Raw genomic sequence first — 14,186 nt, forward strand, 5'->3', positions numbered from 1 at the left:
AAACCCAATCAGGACAAGGGTTTCGCAGAATCGCGCACGGTTTCGTGCGGTTTTCCGGCGAATTAACCCAATTTGTTGTTTCGGTCCGCGCGCGGACCGCGCCACCAGGGTTTCACACCGGGCGCAGCGTTGGGTTTTGCCAACGTCCGGCGGGCTGTCAGGCCCGCCGCCAGCTGGTTTGGCGGCCGTGCCGATGCGCCCGCCACGCTCGTTCAACCGCTTTCTGCCGCGCATGACCGATCCGCTCATTCCCGCCACGCTGGCGTTTCTCGACAACGGCACGCCGTTTTCCCCCCGTCACGACGACATCTATCACAGCGCCGCCGGCGCGCTCGCGCAGGCGCGGCACGTGTTTTTGCGCGGCAACGGGCTGCCCGAACGCTGGCAGGGACGCACCGTTTTCACGGTGCTCGAAACCGGCTTCGGGATGGGCATCAACTTCATGACGACGTGGGCCGCGTGGCGCGACGATCCCGCGCGTTGCGAACGGCTCCATTTCGTATCGACCGAAAAGCATCCTTTTACGCGCGACGATCTGTTGCGCGCGCATGCGACGACCGTTGACGACGCAACCGTCGCCGAACTGGGCCGCCTCCTCGCGAACGCATGGCCGATTCTGGTACCCGGCCTGCACCGGCTCGAATTCGATGGCGGCCGGGTCACGCTGACGCTCGCATTCGGCGACGCCACCACGATGCTGCCCGCGCTCTGGCTGCGCGCCGACGCGTTCTATCTCGACGGTTTCGCGCCCGCGAAAAACCCCGACCTGTGGAGCCCGGCGATTTTCAGGGCGCTCGCGCGCCTCGCCGCCGACGACGCACGCTTTGCCACCTACACGAGCGCGGGCGACGTGAAGCGCGCACTCGAACAGAACGGCTTCGTCTATCGCAAGGAACCCGGCTTTGCCGGCAAGCGCGCGATGCTGTGCGGCCACTTCGCGCCGCGCTGGCGCGTGCGCCGGCACGAACCGCCGCAGCCGCTCGCCGCCGCTGGGCGCCATGCGGTCGTGATCGGCGCGGGCCTGGCGGGCTGCGCGCTGGTCGAACGACTCGCCGCGCGCGGCTGGCACGTCACGCTGCTGGAGCGTCACGCTGCGCTCGCGAGCGAAGCGTCGGGCAATCCGGCGGGTGTCTATCACCCGCTGCTTTCGCGCGACGACAGCGTGGCCTCGCGAATCACGCGCAACGGGTTTTTGTATGCGCTGCGCCGTTGGGCCGCGCTGGAGCAGGCAGGACACACGCTCGTGCGCGGCGCGCACGGGTTGTTGCAGATCGCCGGCAGCGCAGCTGAAGCCGAGCTGGTCGCCGCGGCGATCGACGGTTTCGGCTATCCGCCCGACTATGTGAAAGCGGTCGATCGGGCCGCCGCGCAGCAGATTGCGACGCAGCCCGTTACCCAAGGCGGGTGGTTCTTTCCGCACGGCGGCTGGATCGAGCCCGCCACGCTGTGCGCCGCGCAATGCGCGGCGGCGGGCGAGCGCCTCGATGCACGATTGGGCGTCGATGTCGCGCATATCGAACGCGTGGGCGACCAATGGCAGGTTCTCGACCGCGCGGGCCACGTTGTCGCCTGCGCGCCCGTGGTGATCTTCGCCAATGCCCATCAGGCAGCGACAGTCGGCGGTCTGCACCACGCCCCGACGCGCAGCGTGCGCGGCCAGTTGACCGTCTTGGCGGCGACTGACCGCGCGCCGTTGCGCGTGCCTGTGATCGGCGACGGATATGCGGTCCCGTTACCCGCCCAGCGGACGCTGATCGGCGCCACCTACGAGATCGACGACACCGATCCGCTCACGCGTCCCGCAGGACACGACGAGAACCTGCAGCGGCTCGCGCAGATGCTGCCCACGCTCGCCGCGGCATACCGCGCGCAGCCCCCCCTGCCGCTTGCTGGCCGCGTCGCGTTTCGCTGTGTGACGAGCGACCGTCTGCCGATGCTCGGCGCGCTCGCCGACGAAGCGACAGCGACCCGTGATGCCGCCCGGCTGCGCGGCGCGTGGCCGCTCGATCTGCCGCGCGCGCCGGGCCTGTATGGCGCATTCGCATTCGGTTCGCGCGGTCTCGTGTGGGCAGCGCTCGGCGCCGAACTGATCGCGTCGCAACTCGACGGCGAACCGTGGCCGCTCGAACGGCCACTGGCCGAGGACATCGATCCCGCGCGCTTTCTGCTGCGCGCGCTGCGTCGCGGCAGCGCCATCTGATACACCTCGCCACCCGGCCTCGCCATCGGAACAGGTTATCCACGCAAAGCTGTGGATAACCTGTTCACCCGCGTGCGCAACGCCGGTGAACGGCATGTGGACGTAAACGGGGTAACTTGCGCGCGCATTTTCGGCCGTCAAAGTTACCCGATGAAGCGCACGCGCCGCGCACATCTTTCAACGCCGCTTTTGCATCCGCCAACGCATTGATTAGAAGAAGGAATATCCGGTTATCCACAGAAAGGGGCCAGGCTTGTTAACTGCTACTACGTATACATACGGGTAAACACAAAGCTGAAAAACCCGCCGCGCCGTCGGGCGTGCATCGCAGCCGTTTTCACAGCGGGAGAACCTGTATCGGAGGAAAAGGCGCCCGGCGCGAGGGGGAGACCAAATTCAGTGACTGCAAAAAACCTGTGGCACAATCGCCGTTCCTCTGACGTCGCCCTTCGGGTCGAAGGGCGCACGTTCTCAAAGGAACGACAGCCTGCTTTCGCGACTCTGAAGTCAGGCCGACGACGTTCTTTCATCCGTGTCGGAACGGAACAGGCGCACACGATGCTGACGCAGTCGTTGCGCACATCGCCGCAGTTCCGTGTGTGGATCCGCCTCACCTGGATTTCACCCGATCATTGCCGTTTCGCAACGCCGCTTGGCGCAACGCGAATCTGCCCGCGACGCTGCGGGCATGCGCTCCGGCAGGCCGCGCCGTGTTGCGCGCCTGCCGCGGCTGACAAGGAGACTCCACGACGATGAAGTCGGCATTTTCTTTTTTCCCCGCCTGGCCCCTGTCGCTCGACGCAATTTTCTGGGCAGGGCTCGCACTGCTGGTCGCCGGCGTATGCGGCGAACTGTGCTATCGCGCGTGGCGACTGCCGCGCATCGCCTGCTATGCGGTGATCGGCCTCGTCGCGGGCACGGCCGGCTTCGGAGTGATCGACCTGGGCGCGGTCCGCGCGACGCGGCCGCTGCTCGACGTCGCCCTCGGGCTGCTTGCGTTCGAGCTCGGCGGGCGGCTCGACCTGCGCTGGCTCGGACGCAATCCGTGGCTGATCCTGTCGAGCATCGCCGAATCGGCGCTGACGTTCGTGCTGGTGCTGCCCGTGCTGCTGTTCCTGCATGTGCCGCTGATCGTCGCGCTGGTGGTCGCCGCGATCGCGATCGCCACGTCGCCCGCCATGGTGATCCAGCTCAAGACCGAACTGCGCGCCGAGGGGCAGGTCACGCAGCGGCTGATGACATTGACCGCGCTCAACAGCATTTATGCGGTCGTGATCGAAAAACTCGTCTCGAGCTGGCTGCATCAGGAAACCTACGGCAACGTGTTCGCGACGATCCTGCAGCCGCTCTATCTGCTGATCGGTTCGCTGATCGTCGCGTTCGTGCTCGCGCGGAGCTGCGTGTTTCTGTATCGCCGGATGAACATGCAGGACGAGCATTCGTTCGTCGCGCTGTTCGGTCTCGTGCTGCTCGCGATAGCGATCGCGCATCTGTTCAAGGTGTCCACCATCCTGAGCCTGCTCGCGGCCGGCATCTTCGTGAAGAACCTGGAAGTGCGCCCGCAACTGTGGCCGCAGCATTTCGGCACGGCCGGCTGGCTGCTCACCGTGATCCTCTTCATGCTCACGCTCACGTCGTTCGAATGGCGTGATATCGGTATCGGCGGGCTCGCGGCGCTCGGCCTGATCGTCGCGCGGTTGCTCGCGAAGCTGGTCGGCGTGCTCGCGTTCGCGAAGCCGAGCGGCCTGAACTGGAAGCAGGGCGTCGCGCTCGGGCTTGCGTTGTCGCCGATGTCGGCGCTCGCGTATCTGCTCGTCGACGATACGTACCTGATGTACCCGAATTTCGACCCGTCGCTGCGCGCGATCGTCATGTGTTCGATCGTCGTGCTGCAGATCGTCGGGCCCTGGCTCGTCTATCGCAGTCTCGCGCTCGTGGACGAACGGCGCGCCTGACGCGCCGCGCGGCCAACCCTCCGTTGCGCGCCGGATCCGCTTGCCGGATCCGGCCGATCTGAAGCAGGAAATGCCATGTCACTCGAACCCTTCGTCGATTCGAAACCGTTCACGTTCGGCATCGAACTCGAGATGCAGATCGTCAACACGCATGATTATGATCTGACCAAAGCGGCCTCGGATCTGCTGCGGCTCATCAAGGGCGAGGCGATTCCCGGCAACATCACGCCGGAAATCACCGAAAGCATGATCGAGCTGTCGACTGGCATCTGCACGTCGCACGCCCAGGCGCTCGCGGATCTGCGCACGATCCGCGACACGCTGGTCGCCGCGGCGGACCGCCTGAACGTCGGGCTGTGCGGCGGCGGCACGCATGCATTCCAGCAGTGGAGCGAGCGGCAGATCGTCGATACTCCGCGTTTCCAGTATCTGTCGGAACTGTACGGCTACCTTGCGAAGCAGTTCACCGTGTTCGGCCAGCACGTGCACATCGGCTGCCCGGATCCGGACAGCGCGCTGTACCTGCTGCACGCGATGTCGCGCTTCATTCCGCATTTCATTGCGCTGTCGGCATCGTCGCCGTTCGTGCAGAGCGTCGATACCGGCTTTCATTCGGCACGCCTCAATTCGGTCTTCGCGTTCCCGTTGTCCGGCCGGGCGCCGTTCACGCTCACGTGGAGCAGCTTCGAAGAATATTTTTCGAAGATGGTTCACACGGGTGTCGTCAACAGCATGAAGGACTTTTACTGGGACATTCGCCCGAAGCCGGGTTTCGGAACCATCGAGGTGCGCGTGATGGACACGCCGCTGTCGGTGGACCGTGCCGCCGCGATTGCCTGCTACATCCAGACGCTCGCGCGCCATCTGCTGCTCGACAAGCCGTTCACCCCGCAGGAGGACGATTACCTCGTCTACACGTTTAACCGGTTCGAAGCGTGCCGGTTCGGGCTGGCAGGCACCATCGTCGATCCTCAGACGAGCGAGCGCCGCAGTATTTCGGAAGACATCCTCGCCACGCTCGAACGCATCGCGCCGCACGCGGATGCGCTCGAATCGGGCCGTGCGCTCCAGGAGGTCGGTGCGATCGCCCGCGGACAGATCAACGACGCGACCTGGCTGCGCAATGTGTACGCGCAGGAAAAGTCGCTTCACGAAGCCGTGCGGCAGCAGTGCCTGCAATGGCGGGCATAGCGCGCCTGCCGCGCTGTGCCGCGCACCGCGCGGGAGCGCGGCAACGTTTTTTTTGCGCGGACCGTCCGGCAGCGAGGGTTTTAGGTATTTTGAAAGTTTACGTATATAACCGTAGTAGTAGTTAACAAGCATTGCGCCGGCCTGTGGACAACTGAATAATTCCCTGCAAACTCAAGGCGCTGCGTAAACGATAACCATGCTGCATCAGCACGGATTGCGGCCCGGGACGGCGGATAATCTTCTGAAAGGCAAGACCGCTTGCCGGCTTGTCAAGAATCGATGCACCCGAGTCCCGACGTGTTTTCCCCTACTTATCCACAGGGATCGTTGAATAACTTAGCTGTACGATTTGCCGCTCTCGCATAGAATGTCAGTTTTCTGCCTCTGACAGTGTGCGCGCCTGGCCTGTTCTGTGGGTCAAGCGGGCAAACCGGGCAGGGGCGAGGCTGAAGCAGGCGTACGGGATGAAGGAATACGCAGGGTTTGGCGTACGAAGCAGTAAATTTTTGAGATAGTCGGCCCAATCTGTCCGTTGTCTGGACGAACGGGACCCAAGGGCTGCCGGCGCACCCGGCAGCTGGCCAGGCAGCGGCACGCTGCCCACAACCAACGATAGATTATGAGCGAAGGCGTATACGGAGAGCAGGCGACGGGGCGGGTGACCCACAGCCTTTTGCGACTGAGCACGGCCATGCGTAGCCAGGCATGGGAATGGGCCGAAGGCGCCGGCCTGACGCCGACCCAGGGCGAAATCCTCGTGCTGCTGATGCAGCGCAAGGGGCCGATGCGGCTCGGCGAAATCGCGCGCGAAACCGCGCTGACGGCCGCGACGACGAGCGACGCAGTGAGCACGCTCGAAGGCAAGGGGCTGGTCGAAAAGCGCCGTGCGCTCGACGACGGCCGCGCGCTCGCGGTGCGCCTGACCGCGCGCGGCCGCACGGCCGCCAAGCGGGCGGCGCAATGGCCCGACTTCCTCGCGAAGGCGGTCGGCACGCTGCGCGATGACGAGCAGGCGGTGTTCTACCGTACGCTGCTGAAGACGGTGCGCCAGCTCGAAGCGCAGGAAAACATCCCGCCGCACCGCATGTGCCTGACCTGCGTGCACTTCGTGCCGAGCAAGAATCCGAAGAAAACGCTGCATCACTGCGCGCTGCTCGACCTGGACATGGCGGATACGGACGTGCGTCTCGACTGCTCCGTTCATGAAGCAGCGGACGTGGCGACCCAGAAGAAGACCTGGAAGATTTACGCGCAGTAAGCGCGAGGCGGCCCGCGCTGCCGGGCCGTCCGATGCCGCGGGGCGGCTCGCCCGCGCGCCGCGGGTGCGCGCCGGGATAGAGGCGCGTCGATTCTCAAGCGGGGTGAGGTCTGCCGATGCATCGCGAGGTTCTGGCCATTCGTCACGTCCACTTCGAGGATCTGGGCAGTCTCGAACGGGTACTGGGCGAGCGCGGCTGCCCGGTCCGCTACCTGGACGTGGGGCTCGCGCGGATCGAAGCGCCGAATCCGCTTGCACCGTCGCTGATGGTCGTGCTCGGCGGTCCGATCCCGGCCTTCGACGACGCGCGCTACCCGACCTTGGTGCCGCTGCTTGCCATGATCGAAAAGCGCATCGCCGCCGGTCTGCCGACGCTCGGCATTTGCCTCGGCGCGCAACTGATTGCGCGAGCCCTCGGTGCGCGTGTCTATCCGGCCCGGCAGGCGGAACTGGGCTGGACGCCGCTCGCGCTGACGCCGGCGGGCAAAGCCGGCCCGTTGCGCCATCTGGATGGCGCGCATACCTCGATGTTCCACTGGCATGGCGACACATTCGACCTGCCCGCCGGCGCGACGCTGCTCGCGTCGACGCCCGCGTGCGAAAACCAGGCGTTCGCGTGGGGCGACGCAGTGCTGGGGCTGCAGTGTCACCCTGAAATTCGCGCTGCGCGCTTCGAACCCTGGCTGATCGGACATGCGAGCGAACTGGCCGCGCACCGGGCCGACGTAGCGGCGCTGCGCGCCGACACGGCCCGTCTCGGCCCGGCACTCGAACTCGCTGCTGGCCGCACGTTCGGCGCGTGGCTCGACGACGTGGGGCTGCGGGCCTGAGACGCTACGCAGTGCGTAACGCGTATCACGCGTATCACGCGTTACGCGCGTATAACACGTACAGCGCGTATAACACGTACAGCGCGTACCGCCGGTGAGCGGCGCGCGGGCGCCGCGTTCTCCCGCTTCAGATCAGGCAGGATCCGGGGCCGCGCCGCGCCGGCCATGCAGTGAAGAGCCCGCGGTGCTATCCTCGTTCGCTGTTCCGGTATTCATGGGCGAAATTCATGAGCGCGCTATTTTCTCCGCTCACGCTGCGCAGCGTGACGCTTCCGAACCGCATTGTCGTATCGCCGATGTGCCAGTACTCCGCCGAACGCGGCGAGGCGAGCGCCTGGCACATGATCCATCTCGGCAGCATGGCTCTGTCCGGTGCCGGCATGCTGTGCATCGAGGCGACTGCCGTGGAGCCCGACGGCCGCATCACGCCCGGCGATCTCGGCTTGTGGGACGACGTGACGGAAGCCGCGCTCGTGCCGGTGCTGGCCGCGATCCGCAAGCATTCGGCGGTGCCGGTTGCCATGCAGCTTTCGCATGCGGGCCGCAAGGCGTCGAGCCACGTGCCGTGGGAAGGCGGTCAGCTCATCGCGGTGGCGGACGGCGGCTGGTTGCCGCATGCGCCATCCGCGGTGCCGCACAAGGAAGGCGAGGAGTCGCCGCTCGCGCTCGATACGGCCGGCCTGAACCGGATTCGCGAAGCGTTCGCGGCGACGGCGCGCCGGGCCGCCCGGCTCGGCATCGACGCGCTCGAAGTGCATGCCGCGCATGGCTATCTGCTGCACCAGTTCCTGTCGCCGCTCGCAAACCGGCGCACGGACGAGTACGGCGGATCGCTCGAGAACCGCATGCGTTTTCCGCTGGAGATCTTCGACATCGTGCGCGCCGCGTTTCCGGCCGACAAACCGGTCGGCGTGCGCGTGTCGGCAACCGACTGGGTGGAGGGCGGCTGGCAGATCGACGACACGATCGCGTTCGCGAACGCGCTGAAAACGCGCGGCTGCGACTGGATCGACGTGTCGTCCGGCGGCGTGTCGCCGCTGCAGAAGATTCCGCTCGAACCGGGCTACCAGGTGCCGTTCGCGCGCGCGGTCCGTGAGGCCACCGGCATGACGACGATCGCGGTGGGCCTGATCACCGATCCGCTGCACGCGGAGCAACTGATCGAACGCGGCGACGCCGACCTGATTGCGCTCGCACGCGGTCTGCTCTATAACCCGCGCTGGCCGTGGCATGCCGCTGCGCAGCTCGGCGCCACCGTCAGCGCGCCGCCGCAGTACTGGCGCTCGCAGCCGCGCGACCAGAAAGCGCTGTTCGGCGATATCGCGTTCGGCCAGCGCTGAAGACCCGGCGGACGCGGCGAATGCCGCGCAATGGTTGAACGAAGCTACGCCGAACGTGTACGATTCCGGTTGTGACGCATCCGCGTCGCACGTCGACGCGGCGCCTGCAAGGGCGCCGCGTTTGCTATTCGCGGCAGGAAATCGGCCATCGGCGCAACCGCTTGCGGGTGCGATCGCTGCCGCCCCGTTCTTCACAAGGATTCATTCAATGAGTTCACGCAGGATCGTCGTGCGCCGTTCGGGAGTACATGGCAAAGGCGTGTTTGCCCTCGAACCGATTGCGGCCGGCGAGCGGGTGATCGAATACAAGGGCGAGCGGATTTCGTGGAAAGAAGCGCTGCGACGTCATCCGCACGATCCGGACGAGCCGAATCACACGTTCTATTTCGCGCTCGAAGATGGCGACGTGATCGACGGCAAGGTCCACGGCAATAGCGCGCGCTGGATCAACCACTCCTGCGCGCCGAATTGCGAAGCCGAGGAAATCGACGGGCACGTGTACGTGCACGCGTTGCGCGACATCGCGCCGGACGAGGAGCTGTTTTACGATTACGGGCTCGTCATCGACGCGCGTCAGACGAAGAAGCTGCAGAAAGAGTACGAGTGCCGGTGCGGCGCCCGCAAATGCCGCGGCACGATGCTCGCGCCGTCCGGGAAGACCGGCGGGAAATCGAAGCGCAAGCGCGCGTGAGGCACCGATGAAGCGCGCGCTGGCCGCAATGAAGCGGCCGCGCGCAGGTTCACCGCACTACAGATCGATCGGCGCCTGGTGCGCCGGTTTTTTTGCACTTCGCCGGCTGTCATCGTCTTGCGGACCCTGCGGCACGACAAGCGGAATCCGCACGATGAAGCGCGCCCCGCCTTCCGGCGCGTCCTCGTAGTGCACGCTGCCGCGATGCAGCACCATGATGTCGTGCACGATCGCCAGACCCAGCCCGGCGCCGCTGTCGACGCCGCCTTCGCTCTGTTGCCCGTCGCCGCGGAAAAAGCGCTTGAAGAGGTCGGCCTGCTGGTTCGGCGGCACACCTGGACCATTGTCCTCGACGATGATCTCCGCCATCGGCACGGTGCCGATCCGGCATTCCGACACGCTGACCGTGATGCGGCCGCCGTCGAAGCGCGCGGGCGGCACGTACTTCAGCGCATTGTCCAGCAGATTGGCGATCACTTCGTGCAGCAGTACCGGATTGCCGCGCGCCGCAAGCGGCCGGTCGTTGGTCGGATCGTCGAGGCGCTGGAAACCCAGATCCACATGGGCCGTCAGCGCGCGCGGCACCCATTCGGCGCCGGTTTCGAACGCGAGCGCCGCCACGTCGACGTCGACGAAGCGTGCGGCCTGCGCGCCCGGTTCGGCGCGCGCAAGCGACAGGAGCTGGTTCGATAGCCGCACCGCGCGATCGGCGGCGGCGCGCAGTTCGCGCACGGCCGCTAGCGCATGCTGCGGATCGCGGGCGGTGGCGGCCTGTTCCGCGTGCAGCTTGACCGCGGTGAGGGGCGTGCGCAACTGATGCGCCGCGTCGGCGATGAATTTGCGCTGTGCGTCGAGTGCGCTTTTCAGGCGCTCCAGCAGGCCGTTCAGCGCGCTCGTGAGCGGCCGGATCTCGTCGGGGACGAAGGTCTCGTCAACCGGCTCCAGCGACGTGTGGGTCTGCCGGTTCAGCGAGTCCGCGAGATCGGTCAGCGGATTGAGTTGCTGGTTGACGACGCGCCAGACGATCACCCAGCCCGCGAGCAGCAGTAACAGCAGCGGCATCATGATCGCGAGCAGAAACTCCGCGGCGATCTGGAAGCGCCGCTGGATCGGCTGCCCCACTTCGACGACGATCGGATTGCCGATCGGCTGCGGCACCCGGACCTGCGCGACGCGCACGGTCACCCCGCCATACTGCGTTTCGAAAACGAACGCATAGTGCATGCGGCGGACGTTGACGCCTTGCAGCGGGAGCTTCGGGTCGCCGGCGATTTCCGTTTCGCCGTTGCTGATCCGGTAGACGAGATGCTCGACCGGATCGGAGAACATCGCTTGCGCGAGCGGCGGCACGGTGATCGGCGCATCGGCGCCGGCGATCTGGATCTGCTTCGAGACAGCGGTCGCGAGGTCGGCGAGCGAGCGGTCGATCACGTGCTGCGTGTATTGCCACGCGAGCCAGTACGCGACGAGGCCGCTCATCAGCGCGAGCAGGGAAAGGGGAGCGGCGAGGCGGCGCAACAGGGTGCGACGCAGGCTATTCGCGGCCGGATCGGGCATGGTCGAACGCGCGGAAAAAGAGGCAGGACGGTGAGCGGGCAACCGGACGCGGGCATTGCGGGGCGCCGCCACGCGGGCGCGCTCCCGGAGCGCACCCCGCGTACCCCTCACGTACGCCCCGCGCACACCTGATGGCGAGCGCCGCGGCGCCGGCGTTTATCCGGCCGGCGTCGCCCCGGCTGTGACGCGCATCAGGCGGCCTGGCGGATTTCCTGCAACAGATAACCGAAGCCGCGCACCGTGACGATTTCGACGCGGCAGTTTTCGAGCTTCTTGCGCACGCGGTGCACGTAGACTTCGATTGCGGTGTCGCCGAGATCGCCGCCGAAATGCGTCAGATGATCCTGCAGCTGCGCCTTGCTGACGACGCGGCCGTGACGCAGCAGCAGCATTTCGAGCACCGCGAATTCGCGCGGCGACAGTTCGAGCGGCTTGTCGTCGTTGAAGATGCGGCGGTCGACGCCGGACAGGCGCACGCCGCCGAGCGAGACTTCGGGACGCGGCATGTCGCCATGCGGGCCGCTGCGGCGCATCACCGCGCGAATCCGCGCTTCGAGTTCGGCGGGCTCGAACGGCTTCAGCATGTAGTCGTCTGCGCCGGCGTTCAGACCCTGCACGCGGTCGTTCAGCTCGTCGCGCGCGGTGAGCACGATCACCGGCGTATGGCGGTTGCTCTGGCGGAAGCGCGACAGCAGCGTCATGCCGTCGATGCCCGGCAGCCCGAGGTCGAGGATCACGAGCTCGTGACGGTTCTGCGTGAGGGCCTGTTCGGCGAAGATGCCGTCGTGGACCATGTCGACCGTGAAGCCGGCTTGTTCAAGACTGCTCTGGATACCGCGCGCAATCGGGCGGTCGTCTTCGATCAGAAGGAGTCGCATGGGTTTCGCTCAAGTACAATGGGTTAGGCGTTCAGGCACGCGGTTCGCCGCGGCGCCTGCTGCACAGTCTGCCGCGCGGCACGACCGCCTGCGCGGCCGTTGCGATCACGAAAGTCATGTCCGAGATAACGATCCACGAACTGGAAGCCGCGATCAACTTCTGGCGCGCCCGCTCGCCCTCGAGCGGCGACGAACTCGTTCTGTGCAAGGAGGCAAGCGCGCTCTCCAAGCCGTATGCGCTTCTGATTGTACAGCGTCAGAACGCGCTATCGCCGGATGGTTTGGATGCAAATGCACGCGAAGCGTGGGATTCTTACGTCCGTCTTAAGAATGGCCTGTAGAACTGAAGGGTTGCGCGCGCGCTGCCCTGCAAAGCCCTTTCACAGGCGGCGTGCGCGCCGGTTTCCGGCCGCGCGCGCCTAGCCGTGCGCCGACGTTTTGGCCACCTGATCGATAAAGCGCGCAAGCGCGATGTCCCGTTCGGTAAGGCCGTTTGCTTCGTGCGTGGATAACGTCACCTCCACCTTGTTGTAGACGTTGAACCATTCCGGGTGGTGGTTCATCTCTTGGGCCCTGATCGCCACGCGCGTCATGAAGCCGAACGCCTCGTTGAAGTCCGCAAACACGAGGTGGCGCTGGATGGCGTCGCGCCCGGGTACGGCGATCCAGCCGTCGAGCTGGCCGATCTGCGTGGACCGTTCTTCCGAAGTCAGTCTGTGAATCATCCGATGCCTCGCCTGTCTGGAAGGGCGCGCGGGAGCGCCCGGGGATTGCCCGCAGCGGGCGGTCCGGCCGCGCGCGCTGCGCAGCCGGGCCTGCGGGGTTCGCGGAAGCGCGATGCCGGCGCCGCGCGAGCCTGCTGCTATTTTTTCACGGATCCGCGCGGGCCGCAGCCGGTGTCCGGGCGCGGGGACGCTCATTCGGGACGAATCGGCAGGACGCTGGGGCAGCGAGCGCGACGGGACAGATCAATGCAATAATCGTGCATATCAAGGTAATTTGCGCGGAGTATTTGCATGATTGAGCTGGATCACTTCGATCTTGCGCTGCTCGATGTGTTGCAGCGATTCGGACGCGCGACCCATCAGCAGCTCGGCGAGCAGGTGCCGCTGTCGCCGTCGCAGATCGGCCGGCGGCTGCAGCGGCTCGAACAGGTGGGCGTCGTCGAGGGCTATCGGGTCGTGCTGCGGCCCGAAAAGCTGGGCCTCGGCGTGACGGCGTTCACGAGCCTGAAGCTGAAGCATCACGGCGACTCGATCATCGAGCAGTTCCAGCAGCAGATCGACATGCTGCCCGAAGTGCTGGAGTGCCACGCGGTGGTCGGCGATGCGGATTATCTGCTGCGCATCGTCGCGCCCGATCTGAACGCGCTGTCGTCGTTCGTGATGAAGAAGCTGATGCGCGTGCCGGGCGTCGACAGCGTGCGCTCGAACATCGTGCTCACGACGTTCAAGCGCAATGGGCCATTGCCGCTCGCGCACCTGTCGCCGGACGCGGCGCCGGACTGATGCGCGCGAGGGGCGGGCGGGGACTCAGGCGGCGCGCGGTTCCTGATCCGCGTTGAGCAGATCCACGTAGGCGAGCGCGACGAGATCCGTTTCGGGCACGCCCAGTTGCGCGAACATCGCGTGCGCTTCGGCATGGCCGCCTTCCTCGTCGTCGTCGGGCGCGAGCACGACTTCGAGTTCGATGAAATCGCCGAGGCCATCCACCCGGTCGAGGTGAATCCGCGTGCGGCCCGCGAGATACACGTGCCGTTCTTTTGTGACGATGCCGCGCGTGCTGAGCGCGGTGGCGAGCAGTGCATGCATCGCCTCGGGGTTGGTGACGGGGCTGCGCGTGTAGTACGACGCCTTCGGGCCGTCACGGTCGTCGCGCTGGTAGAAGATCAGCTCTGCCGGGGTGCCGTCGTCGAACTGGCGCAGCTTCAGGCGGCCGCGCGGCACGTCGTAGAAGAAGTCCTGCTGGCGAAAAATCAGCGGTGCATCGGGCGACAGCGCGGCGGCGCGTTCGCGCAGCTGATCGAAATGCTGGGCGCGGGCTTTGATTTCGATGTTGCGTGCCATATCAGACTCCTCAGGAAAGGATGGATCGATCGGCGGCCGCACCGGCCTGAAAGGCCGGGCGGCGCCGGAATGACAAACCCGGACCGGCTTCGGATCGCCGCAGAACGTGCACGGCACCCCGGCGCGAGTGCGCCGGGTTCGGCGCGCGCCCCCAGCGTGGGATCGCCGCGCGCAGCAAACCTTCAATCTAGCAAAAAGCGCGTGACGATGGCGTTACGCG

Annotated in this window: 13 protein-coding genes; 9 read left to right on the top strand and 4 right to left on the bottom strand. The window is 66.1% G+C overall.

The window, feature by feature from the left end; translation table 11 throughout:
- Positions 1-232: 232 nt before the first annotated feature.
- From mnmC to AC3AP7_RS16325, 7 genes are all read left to right on the top strand, one after another.
- Entirely contained in the window at positions 233-2,200 is a 1,968-nt protein-coding gene (mnmC, locus tag AC3AP7_RS16295; protein ID WP_475767391.1) for a bifunctional tRNA (5-methylaminomethyl-2-thiouridine)(34)-methyltransferase MnmC2/FAD-dependent 5-carboxymethylaminomethyl-2-thiouridine(34) oxidoreductase MnmC1, read from the top strand.
- A 752-nt stretch (positions 2,201-2,952) separates the two neighbouring features.
- Entirely contained in the window at positions 2,953-4,155 is a 1,203-nt protein-coding gene (locus tag AC3AP7_RS16300) for a cation:proton antiporter (RefSeq protein ID WP_475767389.1), read from the top strand.
- A 75-nt stretch (positions 4,156-4,230) separates the two neighbouring features.
- Positions 4,231-5,346 (top strand): YbdK family carboxylate-amine ligase, encoded by a 1,116-nt coding sequence (locus AC3AP7_RS16305; protein ID WP_475767387.1) that lies wholly within the window; start codon positions 4,231-4,233, stop codon positions 5,344-5,346.
- Between the two features lie 619 nt (positions 5,347-5,965).
- Positions 5,966-6,604: a MarR family winged helix-turn-helix transcriptional regulator gene (locus AC3AP7_RS16310; protein ID WP_475767384.1), complete on the top strand. Its 639-nt coding sequence runs from the start codon at positions 5,966-5,968 to the stop codon at positions 6,602-6,604.
- A gap of 116 nt (positions 6,605-6,720) precedes the next feature.
- Positions 6,721-7,434: a glutamine amidotransferase gene (locus AC3AP7_RS16315; RefSeq protein WP_475767382.1), complete on the top strand. Its 714-nt coding sequence runs from the start codon at positions 6,721-6,723 to the stop codon at positions 7,432-7,434.
- Between the two features lie 227 nt (positions 7,435-7,661).
- Positions 7,662-8,774 carry an NADH:flavin oxidoreductase/NADH oxidase gene (locus AC3AP7_RS16320; RefSeq protein WP_475767380.1) on the top strand — a complete coding sequence of 371 codons (1,113 nt, stop codon included), beginning with the start codon at positions 7,662-7,664 and terminating at the stop codon, positions 8,772-8,774.
- Positions 8,775-8,982: 208 nt separating this feature from the next.
- The gene (locus AC3AP7_RS16325; protein WP_475767378.1) at positions 8,983-9,465 is read left to right on the top strand and encodes an SET domain-containing protein; all 483 of its coding nucleotides are present in this window, start codon (positions 8,983-8,985) and stop codon (positions 9,463-9,465) included.
- A 57-nt stretch (positions 9,466-9,522) separates the two neighbouring features.
- Here AC3AP7_RS16325 and AC3AP7_RS16330 read toward each other — a convergent pair whose 3' ends face one another.
- Both AC3AP7_RS16330 and AC3AP7_RS16335 read right to left on the bottom strand, forming a co-directional pair.
- Positions 9,523-11,022 (bottom strand): sensor histidine kinase, encoded by a 1,500-nt coding sequence (locus tag AC3AP7_RS16330; protein WP_475767376.1) that lies wholly within the window; start codon positions 11,020-11,022, stop codon positions 9,523-9,525.
- A 191-nt stretch (positions 11,023-11,213) separates the two neighbouring features.
- Positions 11,214-11,900 carry a response regulator transcription factor gene (locus AC3AP7_RS16335; protein WP_475767374.1) on the bottom strand — a complete coding sequence of 229 codons (687 nt, stop codon included), beginning with the start codon at positions 11,898-11,900 and terminating at the stop codon, positions 11,214-11,216.
- A gap of 116 nt (positions 11,901-12,016) precedes the next feature.
- Between AC3AP7_RS16335 and AC3AP7_RS16340 the strand changes: the two genes are divergently transcribed.
- Positions 12,017-12,241, top strand: coding sequence for a DUF3717 domain-containing protein (locus AC3AP7_RS16340; RefSeq protein ID WP_475767372.1), 225 nt, complete (start codon positions 12,017-12,019; stop codon positions 12,239-12,241).
- A gap of 78 nt (positions 12,242-12,319) precedes the next feature.
- Here AC3AP7_RS16340 and AC3AP7_RS16345 read toward each other — a convergent pair whose 3' ends face one another.
- Positions 12,320-12,820, bottom strand: a complete 501-nt coding sequence (locus tag AC3AP7_RS16345; RefSeq protein WP_475767370.1) for a 4a-hydroxytetrahydrobiopterin dehydratase — start codon at positions 12,818-12,820, stop codon at positions 12,320-12,322.
- A 96-nt stretch (positions 12,821-12,916) separates the two neighbouring features.
- On the opposite strand from AC3AP7_RS16345, the gene AC3AP7_RS16350 reads away from it, so the two are divergent.
- A complete protein-coding gene (locus AC3AP7_RS16350) occupies positions 12,917-13,408 on the top strand; it encodes an Lrp/AsnC family transcriptional regulator (RefSeq protein WP_475767368.1) in 492 nt (163 codons plus the stop codon).
- Positions 13,409-13,432: 24 nt separating this feature from the next.
- On the opposite strand, the gene AC3AP7_RS16355 is transcribed toward AC3AP7_RS16350, so the two are convergent.
- Positions 13,433-13,966: a class IV adenylate cyclase gene (locus AC3AP7_RS16355; protein ID WP_475767367.1), complete on the bottom strand. Its 534-nt coding sequence runs from the start codon at positions 13,964-13,966 to the stop codon at positions 13,433-13,435.
- Between the last annotated feature and the right edge of the window lie 220 nt (positions 13,967-14,186).

This window comes from Paraburkholderia sp. PAMB 6770 (assembly GCF_057748135.1).

What these genes read in the sequence shown, in the direction of transcription:
- mnmC (WP_475767391.1), top strand. Translation starts at nt 233, where the DNA reads ATGACCGATCCGCTCATTCCCGCCACGCTGGCGTTTCTCGACAACGGC.
- AC3AP7_RS16300 (WP_475767389.1), top strand. Translation starts at nt 2,953, where the DNA reads ATGAAGTCGGCATTTTCTTTTTTCCCCGCCTGGCCCCTGTCGCTCGAC.
- AC3AP7_RS16305 (WP_475767387.1), top strand. Translation starts at nt 4,231, where the DNA reads ATGTCACTCGAACCCTTCGTCGATTCGAAACCGTTCACGTTCGGCATC.
- AC3AP7_RS16310 (WP_475767384.1), top strand. Translation starts at nt 5,966, where the DNA reads ATGAGCGAAGGCGTATACGGAGAGCAGGCGACGGGGCGGGTGACCCAC.
- AC3AP7_RS16315 (WP_475767382.1), top strand. Translation starts at nt 6,721, where the DNA reads ATGCATCGCGAGGTTCTGGCCATTCGTCACGTCCACTTCGAGGATCTG.
- AC3AP7_RS16320 (WP_475767380.1), top strand. Translation starts at nt 7,662, where the DNA reads ATGAGCGCGCTATTTTCTCCGCTCACGCTGCGCAGCGTGACGCTTCCG.
- AC3AP7_RS16325 (WP_475767378.1), top strand. Translation starts at nt 8,983, where the DNA reads ATGAGTTCACGCAGGATCGTCGTGCGCCGTTCGGGAGTACATGGCAAA.
- AC3AP7_RS16330 (WP_475767376.1), bottom strand. Translation starts at nt 11,022, where the DNA reads ATGCCCGATCCGGCCGCGAATAGCCTGCGTCGCACCCTGTTGCGCCGC.
- AC3AP7_RS16335 (WP_475767374.1), bottom strand. Translation starts at nt 11,900, where the DNA reads ATGCGACTCCTTCTGATCGAAGACGACCGCCCGATTGCGCGCGGTATC.
- AC3AP7_RS16340 (WP_475767372.1), top strand. Translation starts at nt 12,017, where the DNA reads ATGTCCGAGATAACGATCCACGAACTGGAAGCCGCGATCAACTTCTGG.
- AC3AP7_RS16345 (WP_475767370.1), bottom strand. Translation starts at nt 12,820, where the DNA reads ATGAGCGTCCCCGCGCCCGGACACCGGCTGCGGCCCGCGCGGATCCGT.
- AC3AP7_RS16350 (WP_475767368.1), top strand. Translation starts at nt 12,917, where the DNA reads ATGATTGAGCTGGATCACTTCGATCTTGCGCTGCTCGATGTGTTGCAG.
- AC3AP7_RS16355 (WP_475767367.1), bottom strand. Translation starts at nt 13,966, where the DNA reads ATGGCACGCAACATCGAAATCAAAGCCCGCGCCCAGCATTTCGATCAG.